We start from the raw sequence: 12,172 nt of genomic DNA on the forward strand, positions 1-12,172 counted from the left end.
CCCCCCCCCCCCCCCCCCCCCCCCCCCCCCCCCCCCCCCCCCCCCCCCCCCCCGCTCCCGTAGCCCAATCGGCAGAGGCAGGCGACTTAAACTCGCCTCAGTCTGGGTTCGAATCCCAGCGGGAGCACCGTCTCTCCCTCCCGCGGCGGGCGTGCGTGCGCCACGCGGTCGAGGCCGCGTCACGATCGAGGAGGAGTCGCCGGTGGACACCGTCCGACGTGCCCGCGAGCTCTTCGACGCCGGCAACCCCCGTGCGGCGATCGAGACGTTGAAGCCGGCCGCGACCCGCGACCGGCCGCCCTTCGAGCATCGACTGGCGCTGGCCGAGCTGTACCGGGACCTCGACTGCCCCGACCAAGCGGGCCGGTGGGGGATCGTGGTCGACGGGTGGACCACGGAGCGGGAACGCGACCGGCTCGCGCGGCTGCTCGCGTCGAGCGGCGTCGAGCGACGATGGCTCCGCGCGTTCCTCGCCGTCCCGATCGACCTCCCCGATCCGGCCGACCTGGATGCCGTGGTCCGGGTGCTCGTCCCGCGGTACCGCACCGGACCGACGCACGTCGACGGCCCGTGGGCCGCTCCGCCCTCGGCGGCCCCGGAGACCGCTCGCGAACTCGCCGAGGGAGCCGCCGGCATCGCGGTGATCGTCGCCGTGCTCACGCTCCTCGCGGTCTACGTCATCGCGATCACCGGCGCGGACGGCGCCCGGTTCTGGGCGGCCGCCGGCGGCACGGTCGTCCTGATCCTCTCCGGCATCGGCGTCGGCCTCGTCGGCCTGGCGCGCCTGTTCGAACGACGGCGAGTCGGCGGCGTCGCCGTACTCGCCGCCGGGCTCGGCGTCGTGGCGCTCGGAGTGCTCGGTCAGGTCCTGCTCGCCGGGTCCTAGCCGGCGCCGCGGCGCGTCGCGCCTCGTCGCGTCAGGAGAGGCGGTCGAGACGCCGCAGGATGAGTCCCTCGCGGAGCGCCCACGGCGACACCTCGAGGACCTTCGCCTTGAAGGCGCGCATCGTCTCGGAGAGCACGACCGCCCCGGCGACGATCTGGAACGTGCGATCGGCCGTGATGCCCGGCAGGTTCGGCCGAGCGTCGGCGGGGATCTTCGCGATCCTGGGGATCCAGTCGTCGAGCTGCGACAGCCGAAGGATGCTGCGGTCCTCCGACCCCACGCCCTCCTCGGTGTCGCCGGCCAGCTTCGCGAGCGAGCGGATCGTCTTCGACGAGCCGACGACGTGGTCGATCTCGGGGATCCCGCCCATGTCGTCCACGGCGTCGCGGAGCACCGACCTGGCGTGCTTGCGCAGCTTCTCGACCTGCTTGTCGGTGGGCGGGTCGTCCGGGAGGAACTCGATGGTCGACCGGCCTGCGCCGAGCGGGACCGACCGCGCGACATCCGGGACCTCGTCGCCGCCGTGCGCGATCTCGAGCGAGCCGCCGCCGATGTCGAACAGCAGCACGCGCCCGGCCGACCAGCCGTACCAGCGACGGACCGCGAGGAACGTGATCCGCGCCTCGTCGGGCCCGCTCAGCACGTCGAGGTGGATCCCGGCGGCCTCCTCCACGCGTTCGAGCACCTCGGCGCCGTTGGTCGCCTCGCGGATGGCCGACGTGGCGAAGGCCAGCATCTCGTCGATGCCGGACTTCCGGGCCACCTTCACCGCCTGGCGCACCGCGTCGAGGATGGCCTCGACGCCCTCCTCGCTGATCGCTCCGTCGTCGTCGAGGTAGCGCATCAGCCGCAGGACCGACTTCTCCGACGCGGTCGGAATCGGCCGCGCGCCCGGATGCGCATCGACGACGAGCAGGTGGACGGTGTTCGAACCGACGTCGAGTACCCCGAGGCGCATGGTGCGAGCGTACTGGGTCGCTGGCGCCCGGCGCGCCCCGGATGCATACTGTGGCCCGTGACCGCACTCGACCTCCGGCTCGACATCGGCGTCCCGGAACAGCCCGGCACGGCGCCGTGGGACGACCCGGCGCGGTTCTGGGGCGGCCTCGGGGCGGCGACCGCCGACCTCGATGCTCCGGTCGCGACGCTCCACCTCGGCGCGCTGCGGCACAACGCGCGCGACCTCGTCCGGCGCGCGGCGGGGACCCCGATCCGCGTCGCGTCGAAGTCGCTCCGCGTGCGCGGGGTGCTCGAGGCGCTCGGACGGATGCCGGGATACCGCGGCGTGCTCGCCTTCACGCTCGCCGAGGCGCTCTGGCTCGTCGGCACGGGCTCGGTCGAGGACGCGGTGGTCGGGTACCCGACGGCCGACCGGCGCGGCATCCGCCGCCTGGTCGAGGATCCGGAGGCCGCCGCGCGGGTGACGCTGATGGTCGACTCGGTCGACCAGCTCGACCTCGTCGACGCGGTTCGCCCGCCCGGCCGCGGCGAGACGGTGCGGCTCTGCCTCGACCTCGACGCGTCGTGGCGGGCACCGCTGCTCGGCCACGTTGGCGTGCGACGGTCGCCCGTGCACGAGCCGGCCGACGCGGTCGCACTCGCCGAGGCGATCGCGGCGCGACCGGGATTCCGGCTGGTGGGCATCATGTCGTACGAGGCGCAGGTGGCCGGGATCGCGGACCGGCCGGCCGGGCGGGCGCTCGAGGGCGCGCGGAACCGCTGGATGAAGTCTCGGTCGATGGCCGAGCTGGTCGAGCGACGCGCGCGAGCCGTGGCGGCGGTGCGCAAGATCGCGGACCTGGAGTTCGTGAACGCCGGCGGCACCGGGTCGATCGAGGCGACGGTCGCCGACCCGAGCGTCACCGAGGTCGCCGCGGGTTCCGGCCTGTTCGCCGGGCACCTGTTCGACGCCTACGAGGACTTCACGCCCGCGCCCGCCGCGGCGTTCGCACTCGACGTGGTGCGCTCGCCCGGCCCCGACCACGCCGCGCTGCTCGGCGGGGGATGGGTCGCGTCGGGGCCGCCGGGCGGGGATCGCCTGCCCGAGGTGTGCTGGCCCGACGGGCTGCGGATGCTGCCGCGCGAGGGGGCGGGAGAGGTGCAGACTCCTCTCAGCGGCCCCGGTGCCGGGCGGTTGCGCCCCGGCGACCGGGTCTGGTTGCGGCACGCGAAGTCCGGGGAGCTCGCCGAGCACGTCGCGTCGTTCGCGCTCGTCGACGGCGAGGCGGTCGTCGGCGAGCTGCCGACGTACCGCGGCGAGGGGAAGGCGTTCCTGTGACGGCGACGGGCGCCGTGTGGCGCAACTGGTCGCGCACCGAGGCGGTCCGGCCGGTCCGGGTGGAGCGCCCCGCCGACGCCGGCGCGGTCCAGCGCGCGGTGCAGGCCGCGGCGTCGTCCGGCCTCCGGATCAAGGCGGTCGGGTCCGGGCACAGCTTCACCGGGATCGCGGTGGCGCCCGATGTGCAGCTCGACCTCGGCGACCTCTCGGGGGTCCTCGACGCGGATGTCGCCGCGGGCCGGGTCACGCTCGGCGCGGGCACTCCGCTGCACCGGCTGCCGCGGCTGCTGGAGCCGTACGGCCTCGCGATGGCGAACATGGGCGACATCGACCGGCAGACGATCTCCGGCGCGGTGTCGACCGGGACCCACGGGACCGGACTCGCGTTCGGCGGGCTCGCGACGCAGGTGGTCGCGGCGACCCTCGTCGACGGCACCGGGCGGATGGTGCGCGTGAGCGATCGGGAACGGCCCGAGCTGCTCCCGGCGATCCGGCTCGGGCTCGGCGCGCTGGGCGTCCTCGTCGACGTCACCCTCCAGCTCGTGCCGCGCTTCGTGCTGCACGCGGTCGAGCGCACCGAGCCGTTCGACGAGGTCATCGACGGATGGACCGAGCGGGTGCGCGAGGTCGACCACCTCGACGTGTACTGGTTCCCGCACACCGGCAGCGCGCTGACCAAGACGAACACGCGCCTGCCCGGCGACGTGGAGCGCCGCCCCGTCGGCCGCATCTCGGGGTGGGTCGACGACGAGCTCCTCGCGAACGGGGCGCTGCGGGCGATCTGCGCAGCCGGACGGGTCGTGCCCGCGATCACCCCGCCGCTCGCCCGGCTGGTGGAGCGGCTCGCGCCCGATCGCGAGTTCTCGGACTTCTCTCCGGCGGTGTTCACCGCGGGACGATCGGCGCGGTTCCGCGAGATGGAGTACGCCATCCCGCTTGAGGCGGTCCCCGAGGCGGTGCGCGCGGTGCGCCGGCTGATCGAACGCAACGGATGGCGCATCAGCTTCCCGATCGAGGTCCGCGCCGCGGCATCCGACGACCTCTGGCTCTCGACCGCCTACGGGCGCGAGACCGGCTACGTCGCGGTGCACCGGTACTTCCGCGAGGACCCCCGGGAGTACTTCGGCGGCGTCGAGGCGATCATGCTCGACCTCGGCGGACGGCCGCACTGGGGCAAGGAGCATTCGCTCGGCGCCGAGGCCCTGCGCGATCGGTATCCGCGATTCGACGACTTCCTGCGCGTGCGGGACGAGCTCGACCCGGACGGGCGGTTCACGAACCCCTACCTCGACCGCGTGCTCGCTCGGAGTCGGATGGGAACTCCGGCGGCGGGGGACCCGCGCAGCGTAGACTGACGGAGACCCGATCGTCGCCGAAGCCTCAGGAGTCCGCGTCATGGAATGGCTGATCCCGCTCATCATCGTCGTCGTCCTGGTGCTGGTGATCGGCATCTACCTGTGGGCCACGTACAACTCGCTGGTCACGCTCAACGTGCGCGTCGACGAGGCGTGGAGCGACATCACCGTGCAGCTCAAGCGCCGTGCCGACCTCATCCCCAACCTGATCGAGGCGGTCAAGGGCTACGCGGCGCACGAGAAGGCGGTCTTCGAGAACGTCACGAAGGCCCGCGCCGAGACCCTGCAGGCGCAGGGGCCGGCCGAGGCGGGCGCGGCCGAGAACCACATGCAGCAGGCGCTGAAGTCGATCTTCGCCGTCGCCGAGGCGTACCCGCAGCTGCAGGCCAGCCAGAACTTCCTCCAGCTCCAGTCCGAGCTCGTCGACACCGAGGACAAGATCCAGGCGTCGCGCCGCTTCTACAACGGGGGCGTGCGCGAGCTCAACACGAAGATCAAGGTGTTCCCGAACACGCTCTTCGTGCGCAGCCTCGGGTTCCACGAGCGCGAGTTCTTCGAGGTCACGGAGCCCGCCGCGATCGCCGAGCCGCCGCGCGTGCAGTTCTAGCCGATGTACCGAGCGATCGCCCGGAACAAGCGCAACACCGTCTTCACCATCCTGCTCTTCCTCGCCATCGTCGGCGGGCTCGGGTACCTCGCATCGGTGATCTACGGCGACCTCACGATCGTCGTGATCACCATCGTGATCGCGACGGCCTACGCGCTGTTCCAGTACTTCACCGCCGACCGGCAGGCGCTGTCGATGTCGGGGGCCGTGGAGATCCACGGCGTCCGCGACCACCCGCGCCTGTGGCGCACGGTCGAGAACCTGTCCATCACGACGGGCACGCCGATGCCGCGCGTGTTCGTCATCTCCGATCCGGCTCCGAACGCGTTCGCCACGGGCCGCGACCCCGAGCACGCGGTCGTGGCGGCCACGACCGGGCTGCTCGAGATCATGGACGACTCGGAACTCGAGGGCGTCATGGCCCACGAGCTCGGGCACGTCCGCAACTACGACATCCGCCTCTCGATGGTCGTCTTCGGACTCGTCGTGGCGATCGGGTTCCTCGCCGACCTGTTCCTCCGCATGACCGTCTTCGGCCGGAACAACAACGGCAATCCGGTGGTGCTCGTCTTCGGCCTCGTCGCGATGCTCGTCGCGCCGCTCGTGGCGAGCATGGTGCAGCTCGCGATCTCGCGGCAGCGCGAGTACCTGGCGGATGCCACGGGCGCCATGACGACCCGGCATCCTGACGCGCTCGCGAGGGCCCTGCTCAAGCTCGAGCAGTACGGCCGGCCGATGCAGCGCCAGAACTCGTCGATGGCCCACCTGTGGATCGCGGACCCGCTGAAGCCGGGGGTCATCGACCGGCTCTTCGCCACGCACCCGCCCATCGCCGAGCGGGTGAAGCGGCTCCACGAGATGGGCCGCAGCTTCTAGTCGACCGCGTCAGGCGGCCGCGTCGAGCGCCGACGCGACCGCGCCGGCGAGGTCACCCCGCCCGGTGACCACCACGTCGTCGAGTCCCTGCCATCGCGCCGCGTCGCGCAGCACGGGGGCCAGCCGCTCGGCGGTCTCGGCCGGCGCGTGCGATTCCGCCCACGCGGACTGGACTCGGAGGACGCGCGCCGCCCGATCGCTCTTGAGGTCGATGCGACCCACGATCCGGTCGTCGAGCAGCACGGGCAGCGAGTAGTAGCCGAACTGCCGCTGCGCCTCGGGGGTGTAGATCTCGATCCGGTAGTGGAAGTCGAAGAGCCGCTCGGCCCGCGGCCGGAACCAGACCACCGGGTCGAACGGCGACAGCAGCGCGGCGGCCTCGACGCGGCGCGGCCGCCGCGCGTCGCGGTGGAGCCACGCCGGAACGGGGCGGCCGCCCGTGGTCCAGCCGGGCACCTCGACCGGCTGCAGCACTCCGGCGTCGACGAGGTCGCCGATCGCGGGGCGTACCTGCACGGCCTTCATCCGCCAGTAGTCGGCGAGGTCGGCGGCGGTGGCGATGCCGAGTGCGGAGGCCGCCCGCTCGACCAGGGCGCGGACCTGGTCGTCGGCAGCGGGCGCGCCCTCGAGCAGCGACGCGTCGAGCGCCTGCTCGGGGAGCGCGTAGACCCGTTCGAAGCGACGCCGGTCGACGCAGACCACCTCGCCGGTGCGGAACATCCACTCGAGGGTCCGCTTCACGTCGGACCATCCCCACCACGGGCCGCGGCGCGTGTTCGCGTCGTGCTCGATGGCGCTCGCGGGCATCGGTCCGTTGGCGGCCAGCTCGACCCGCAGCCAGTCGGCCAGCCGCCGGTTCTCGCTCAGCCAGCCGCCCCACTCGGAGGCGCCCTGCTGCCGGTACTCCTCGCGCCGGAACTCGAACAGCGGCCAGAGCTCGCGCGGGATGAACGCGGCCTGGTGCGCCCAGTACTCGACGAGCCGGCCGCGCCTGCCCCACGCGAGGCGGTCGAGCGCGCTGCGGTCGTAGGCACCGACGCGACTGAAGGCGGGCAGGTAGTGGCTCCGTTCGAACACGTTGACCGAGTCGATCTGGAGCAGGCCGAGCCGGTCGACGACGCCGGCGATCGCGCGGGTGCCGGCTGCGGCGGGACGCGGGCGGCCGAACCCCTGGGCGGCGAGCGCGATGCGGCGGGCGAGGGCGGGGCTGACGTGGTCGACCATGGTGCTCAGACCCTAGCGGGAGCCCGCGACATCCGGGCGGGTCGACCGCGACGCGGAGCCTAGACTGGGGACATGGCGGACGCCAAGGGCACCTCGCGCATCCGACGCGCGCGCACGCGGCGCGCCCCCGCGCCCGACACGCACGCCGAGCGTCGCGACGCGTCCGAGTCCGTGCCGTATCCGATGCGGGTCGCGGCCGCGTGGTCGTGGCGGCTGCTGCTCGTAGGCGGCGTCCTCGCGGTCGTCGTGTTCCTCGTGATCCAGCTGCGCTTCGTCGTGATCCCGGTCCTCGTCGCGGTGCTGCTCTCCGCGCTGCTCGTGCCCTTCTCCGAATTCCTGCAGCGGCACCGCTGGCCCAAGTGGCTCGCCGTCACGGTCGCGATGCTCACCACCCTGGTCGCCGTCGCAGGGCTACTGACGCTCGGCATCTCGCAGATCGTGCGCGGGTCCGGCGACCTGGCCCGGCAGAGCGTGATCGCGTGGGAGGACTTCCGCGCCTGGCTGCTGGAGGGACCGCTGCACATCACGTCGGCGCAGATCGACTCCTGGGTGCAGGAGGTCGTCGCGGCGATGCAGGACAACAGCAGCGTGCTCGTCAGCGGCGCGCTCTCGGTGGGCTCCACCGTCGGGCACTTCCTCGCCGGCCTCCTGCTGGCGCTCTTCGCGACCCTGTTCATCCTCATCGACGGGAAGTTCATCTGGAACTGGCTCGTCGGGATCTTCCCGCGCCGTGCCCGGGCGGCGATCGACGGCAGCGGCCGGGCCGGCTGGGCCACGCTGCAGAACTTCGTGAAGGTCCAGATCCTCGTCGCCACGATCGACGCGATCGGCATCGGGTTGGGGGCGCTGCTGCTCGGCGTGCCGCTCGCGATCCCCATCGCGATCCTGGTGTTCCTCGGCTCGTTCATCCCCATCGTCGGAGCGGTGGTCACGGGTGCGCTCGCGGTGTTCGTCGCGCTCGTGTACAACGGCTGGGGCATCGCGCTCGCCATGCTCGGCGTCGTGCTGCTCGTCCAGCAGGTCGAGGGCCACGTGCTGCAGCCGCTCATCATGGGCACCGCGGTGAAGGTGCATCCGCTCGGCGTGGTCATCGCGGTGACGACCGGGTCGCTGCTGGCCGGCATCCCGGGCGCGCTGTTCGCCGTCCCCGTCGCGGCGGTGCTGAACGTCATGATCCTCTACATCGCCGGCGGCACCTGGAAGCAGGCCGCGCCGCCGGCCCCCGCGGAGACCAGGTCGCCGCTGTGGCGCACCGTGCCGCAGCGCCCCGGATACGGACGGTGACATGAACCACGCCATCGACGCCCTCGCCCCGGACGCGACGCCCGTGCAGCCGCCCGGCCCGCCGGCCCCCGCCTGGCCCGGCCCCGACCTCGCGGGGTTCGAGCGCGCGCACGAGGTCGTCGCCCACGTCGCCCGACGCACGCCGATGGAGTCCTCGCGCTTCCTCGCGGCGCTCGCCGGCGTGCCGGTGCACCTGAAGTGCGAGAACCTCCAGCGCACGGGCTCCTACAAGCTCCGCGGCGCCTTCAACCGCATCTCGGCGCTGACGGCCGAGGAGCGCGCCAACGGGGTCGTGGCGGCGTCGGCCGGCAACCACGCCCAGGGCGTGGCGTACGCCGCGCGCGAGCTGGGCATCCGCGCGACGATCTTCATGCCCGTCGGCGTCGCGCTGCCGAAGCTCGAGGCCACACGCGCCTACGGCGCCGACGTGGTGCTCCGCGGCGACTCGGTGGGCGAGACCCTCGAGGCCGCCGCCGGCTTCGCGGAGGACACCGGCGCGGTCCTGATCCCGCCGTTCGACCACGCCGACGTCATCGCCGGCCAGGGCACCCTCGGACTCGAGATCCTCGAGCAGGCGCCCGACGTCACCACGATCATCGTGCCGATCGGCGGCGGGGGCCTCGCGGCCGGGATCGCCAGCGCGGCGAAGCAGCGGGCCGCCGCACTCGGCCGCACCGTGCGCGTCATCGGCGTCCAGGCGGAGAACGCGTCGCCGTATCCGCCGTCGCTGGAGGCCGGGGCGCCGACCACCGTGCCCGTCGTGCCCACGATCGCCGACGGCATCGCCGTGTACCGGCCCGGCGAGCTGAACTTCGACATCATCCGCCACGCGGTCGACGAGGTGGTGACCGTCACGGAGGACGACATCGCGCGGGCGCTCCTGGTGCTGCTCGAACGCGCGAAGCTCGTCGTCGAGCCGGCCGGGGCCGTCGGGGTCGCCGCGCTGATGACCGGTGCCGTGCGGCCGGACGGCCCCACGGTCGTGGTGCTCTCGGGCGGCAACATCGACCCGTTGCTCATGCAGCGCGTCATCGCGCACGGCCTGGCGGCATCCGACCGCTACCTGACGCTGCGCATCGGGCTGCCGGACCGGCCCGGCCAGCTGGCGCGCATCGCCGAGCTCGTCGCCGAGGCCAACGCGAACGTCGTCGAGGTCCTGCATACGCGCCACGGGGCCGGGATGCAGATCTCCGAGGTGGCGCTGCAGCTCTCGGTCGAGACGCGAGGCCCCGCGCATCGCGCGGAGGTCGTCGAGGTGCTGCGCCGCGCCGGCTACGAGCCCGAGATCATCGAGGAATGAGCGAGGGGCGGATGCCGCGCCGGAACGCGCGCACCCGCCCCTCGAGGCTCGGGTCGACGGCTACTGGCCGCCCCAGGTCTCGACCTTGCGGATCTCGACCGGGATCTCGCGCCCGTTGGGCGCGGTGTACGACGTCGAGTCGCCGACCTTCAGGCCGAGGATCGCCTCGCCGAGCGGGGACTGCTCGCTGAACACGTCGAGCTCGGAGTCGCCCGCGATCTCGCGGCTGCCGATGAGGAACCGCTCCTCGTCGCCGGCGACGACGGCCGTGATGACCGTGCCGGACTCGACGACGCCGCTCGACTGCGGCGCCTCGCCGACCTCGGCGTTGCGCAGCAGCTCGGTCAGCTGGCGGATGCGGGCCTCCTGCTTGCCCTGTTCGTCCTTCGCGGCGTGGTAGCCGCCGTTCTCCTTGAGGTCGCCCTCTTCACGCGCGGCCTCGATGCGCTTCGCGATCTCCTCGCGGCCGGTGGTGGAGAGGTGCTCGAGCTCGCCGGCGAGCCGGTCGTAGGCCTCCTGGGTGAGCCAGGTGACGGTTGCCTCCTGCGCCATGGTGCACACTCCCGTGTATAGACGTGACGCCCCGGCGAATGCCGGAGCGAATCTCCCATGTTAGATCAGCCAGCACTCCGTGACCAAACCGGTGTTCGGCTGCAGGGCCGTCCGGACGGTCTCGGTGAAGGTGCGGAGCGGCCGCTCGGATGCCGGGATCTCGACGATCCGCCACCCGACGACCGTGAAGTCGTCGTTGTAGGCCTGCACGATGCACGCCGTCTCGTTGCCGGCGGGGACCGAGAGGCGCCAGGTCACCTCGACCGCGTGGTCGTCGATGAGCCGGTGACCGAGGTCGGTCGCCTGGACCTGCGGCCGGCTGCCGTCGAGGCCCGCCCAGACCACCCACGACACGAGCACCACGGCGAAGGCCGCCGCGGCCCCGACGAGGAGCCAGCGGTCGCGGCGTCGGCGATCGGGCGTGCGGCCGTACCGCCGGTCGAGCTCGGCGGACGGCGCGGCGTCGGCGCCGCGCGCCACGGGCGACTCGACGGTGCCGTCCTCGGCTACGGCGTCGACGGCCGCGGCATCGGCGGACTCGCGTGGGGGCACCGCCCGGCTCCTTCCCGGTTCGGATCGTCTAGGCTTCCACCAAGCCTACGCCCCGCCCCTGAAGGGATCCCGATGCACCTCGCGTCGTCCGTCACCGCGCTGATCGCCCTCGCCGCGGAGGAGGAGTTCGACCCGAACGACGTCACCCCCGGCGTCGAGGGATTCGTGATCACGTTCATCGTGATGGCGGTGGTGCTGCTGCTGGTGCTCGACATGGTGCGCCGCATCCGGCGGGTGAATTACCGCGCCGAGGCGCAGGAGCGGCTCGACGCCGAGGAGCGCGCGGCGCGCGGCGAGACGGGGTCCGACGACGCGGCCGCATCCGACGCCCCGAACTCGAAGCCCGAGTAGCGCGCCCAGGTCGCGCGATCCGACGCGCCGCCCGGGCGGACGACGCGTCGCGTCGCGGGATCAGCCGGCGGGGTACAGCGGGTCGATGGCGATCAGCAGGGTCGCGGTCCAGTGGCACATGAACGCGAGCACCGTGCAGACGTGGAAGATCTCGTGGAAGCCGAAGTGCCCCGGCCAGGGGTTCGGCCGCTTCATGCCGTAGACGATCGCCCCGATCGTGTAGAGCACGCCGCCGACGATCACGAGGACCATCATCGCGACGCTCGCCTCGAGCAGATCGCCGAGGTACATCACCGCGGCCCACCCGAGCAGCAGGTACAGCGGCACGTACAGCCACCTCGGCGCGGTGATCCAGAACACCCGGAACGCGATGCCGAGCAGCGCCCCGCCCCAGACGAGCGTGAGCAGCACGATCCCCTTCTCCGGCGGGAGCGCGAGGATCGACAGGGGCGTGTACGTGCCCGCGATGAGCAGGAAGATGTTGGCGTGGTCGATGCGCTTCAGCACGACCTTGGTGCGCGGCTTCCAGTCGAAGCGGTGGTAGAGCGCCGAGTTGCCGAACAGCAGCATCGACGTCAGCACGAAGACGGCCGAGGCCCACTTCGCCGCAGCCCCGTCGGCGAGCGCGATGAGCACGATGCCCGCGGCGATCGCGACCGGGAACGTGCCCGCGTGGATCCAGCCGCGCCAGGTCGGCCGCACGTCGGCGGGGTGCTCCGGCGACGCGTCGATGAGCGGGAGGTTCGGCAGGTCCGGGCCTCGGGCGTCGTCGACGGCCACGGCCGCGTCGGCCGGGTCCAGCTCGGACTGCGGTCGGCGGAGGTGCTCGGCGACGTCTTCGGGTTCGCGCGCGGGGGTCATGACCACAGCGTACGGCCGCGCTGGTCACGGGATGCTGTGAGTGCCC

General features: G+C 72.8%; 13 protein-coding genes and 1 tRNA gene. 9 read left to right on the forward strand and 5 right to left on the reverse strand.

All coding sequences use genetic code 11. The features are described from left to right. The first annotated feature begins 53 nt into the window (after positions 1-53). Together ACUY4T_RS00005 and ACUY4T_RS00010 are read left to right on the forward strand one after the other, a co-directional pair. A tRNA-Leu gene (locus ACUY4T_RS00005) sits at positions 54-127 on the forward strand. Between the two features lie 75 nt (positions 128-202). Then, positions 203-886, forward strand: a complete 684-nt coding sequence (locus ACUY4T_RS00010; protein ID WP_446016849.1) for a hypothetical protein — start codon at positions 203-205, stop codon at positions 884-886. A 31-nt stretch (positions 887-917) separates the two neighbouring features. On the opposite strand, the gene ACUY4T_RS00015 is transcribed toward ACUY4T_RS00010, so the two are convergent. Beyond that, positions 918-1,844: a Ppx/GppA phosphatase family protein gene (locus tag ACUY4T_RS00015; RefSeq protein WP_446016850.1), complete on the reverse strand. Its 927-nt coding sequence runs from the start codon at positions 1,842-1,844 to the stop codon at positions 918-920. A gap of 57 nt (positions 1,845-1,901) precedes the next feature. Here ACUY4T_RS00015 and ACUY4T_RS00020 point away from each other — a divergent pair, with 57 nt between their 5' ends. The 4 genes from ACUY4T_RS00020 to ACUY4T_RS00035 are packed head-to-tail and all read left to right on the forward strand — an operon-like array spanning position 1,902 to position 6,002. Then, a complete protein-coding gene (locus tag ACUY4T_RS00020; RefSeq protein WP_446016851.1) occupies positions 1,902-3,164 on the forward strand; it encodes an alanine racemase in 1,263 nt (420 codons plus the stop codon). Continuing rightward, the gene (locus tag ACUY4T_RS00025; RefSeq protein ID WP_446016852.1) at positions 3,161-4,519 is read left to right on the forward strand and encodes a D-arabinono-1,4-lactone oxidase; all 1,359 of its coding nucleotides are present in this window, start codon (positions 3,161-3,163) and stop codon (positions 4,517-4,519) included. The genes ACUY4T_RS00020 and ACUY4T_RS00025 overlap by 4 nt, the downstream gene beginning before the upstream one ends. A gap of 40 nt (positions 4,520-4,559) precedes the next feature. Next, the gene (locus ACUY4T_RS00030; RefSeq protein WP_446016853.1) at positions 4,560-5,126 is read left to right on the forward strand and encodes a LemA family protein; all 567 of its coding nucleotides are present in this window, start codon (positions 4,560-4,562) and stop codon (positions 5,124-5,126) included. Positions 5,127-5,129: 3 nt separating this feature from the next. Continuing rightward, positions 5,130-6,002, forward strand: coding sequence for a M48 family metalloprotease (locus ACUY4T_RS00035; protein WP_446016854.1), 873 nt, complete (start codon positions 5,130-5,132; stop codon positions 6,000-6,002). A gap of 9 nt (positions 6,003-6,011) precedes the next feature. On the opposite strand, the gene ACUY4T_RS00040 is transcribed toward ACUY4T_RS00035, so the two are convergent. After that, complete coding sequence (locus tag ACUY4T_RS00040; RefSeq protein ID WP_446016855.1) at positions 6,012-7,226, reverse strand: winged helix-turn-helix domain-containing protein; 1,215 nt, start codon at positions 7,224-7,226, stop codon at positions 6,012-6,014. A gap of 72 nt (positions 7,227-7,298) precedes the next feature. On the opposite strand from ACUY4T_RS00040, the gene ACUY4T_RS00045 reads away from it, so the two are divergent. Both ACUY4T_RS00045 and ilvA read left to right on the forward strand, forming a co-directional pair. Further along, positions 7,299-8,510, forward strand: a complete 1,212-nt coding sequence (locus tag ACUY4T_RS00045) for an AI-2E family transporter (RefSeq protein ID WP_446016856.1) — start codon at positions 7,299-7,301, stop codon at positions 8,508-8,510. Position 8,511: 1 nt separating this feature from the next. Continuing rightward, on the forward strand, positions 8,512-9,810 hold the full coding sequence (gene ilvA / locus ACUY4T_RS00050) for a threonine ammonia-lyase (protein WP_446016857.1): 1,299 nt from the start codon (positions 8,512-8,514) through the stop codon (positions 9,808-9,810). Between the two features lie 60 nt (positions 9,811-9,870). Here the strand turns inward: ilvA and greA are convergent, their stop codons facing one another. Together greA and ACUY4T_RS00060 are read right to left on the reverse strand one after the other, a co-directional pair. Then, on the reverse strand, positions 9,871-10,362 hold the full coding sequence (gene greA / locus ACUY4T_RS00055; RefSeq protein ID WP_446016858.1) for a transcription elongation factor GreA: 492 nt from the start codon (positions 10,360-10,362) through the stop codon (positions 9,871-9,873). A gap of 60 nt (positions 10,363-10,422) precedes the next feature. Further along, positions 10,423-10,914: a DUF4307 domain-containing protein gene (locus tag ACUY4T_RS00060; RefSeq protein WP_446016859.1), complete on the reverse strand. Its 492-nt coding sequence runs from the start codon at positions 10,912-10,914 to the stop codon at positions 10,423-10,425. Positions 10,915-10,986: 72 nt separating this feature from the next. On the opposite strand from ACUY4T_RS00060, the gene ACUY4T_RS00065 reads away from it, so the two are divergent. After that, positions 10,987-11,265, forward strand: coding sequence for a hypothetical protein (locus ACUY4T_RS00065; RefSeq protein ID WP_446016860.1), 279 nt, complete (start codon positions 10,987-10,989; stop codon positions 11,263-11,265). A gap of 60 nt (positions 11,266-11,325) precedes the next feature. On the opposite strand, the gene trhA is transcribed toward ACUY4T_RS00065, so the two are convergent. After that, positions 11,326-12,126 (reverse strand): PAQR family membrane homeostasis protein TrhA, encoded by an 801-nt coding sequence (gene trhA, locus ACUY4T_RS00070; RefSeq protein WP_446016861.1) that lies wholly within the window; start codon positions 12,124-12,126, stop codon positions 11,326-11,328. Between the last annotated feature and the right edge of the window lie 46 nt (positions 12,127-12,172).

This window comes from Agromyces arachidis, assembly GCF_052805135.1.

Bases quoted from the DNA above. Each gene is read 5' to 3' on its own strand.
- ACUY4T_RS00015 (WP_446016850.1), bottom strand. From the start codon at position 1,844: ATGCGCCTCGGGGTACTCGACGTCGGTTCGAACACCGTCCACCTGCTC.
- trhA (WP_446016861.1), bottom strand. From the start codon at position 12,126: ATGACCCCCGCGCGCGAACCCGAAGACGTCGCCGAGCACCTCCGCCGA.
- ilvA (WP_446016857.1), top strand. From the start codon at position 8,512: ATGAACCACGCCATCGACGCCCTCGCCCCGGACGCGACGCCCGTGCAG.
- ACUY4T_RS00030 (WP_446016853.1), top strand. From the start codon at position 4,560: ATGGAATGGCTGATCCCGCTCATCATCGTCGTCGTCCTGGTGCTGGTG.
- ACUY4T_RS00045 (WP_446016856.1), top strand. From the start codon at position 7,299: ATGGCGGACGCCAAGGGCACCTCGCGCATCCGACGCGCGCGCACGCGG.
- ACUY4T_RS00040 (WP_446016855.1), bottom strand. From the start codon at position 7,226: ATGGTCGACCACGTCAGCCCCGCCCTCGCCCGCCGCATCGCGCTCGCC.
- ACUY4T_RS00035 (WP_446016854.1), top strand. From the start codon at position 5,130: ATGTACCGAGCGATCGCCCGGAACAAGCGCAACACCGTCTTCACCATC.
- greA (WP_446016858.1), bottom strand. From the start codon at position 10,362: ATGGCGCAGGAGGCAACCGTCACCTGGCTCACCCAGGAGGCCTACGAC.
- ACUY4T_RS00065 (WP_446016860.1), top strand. From the start codon at position 10,987: ATGCACCTCGCGTCGTCCGTCACCGCGCTGATCGCCCTCGCCGCGGAG.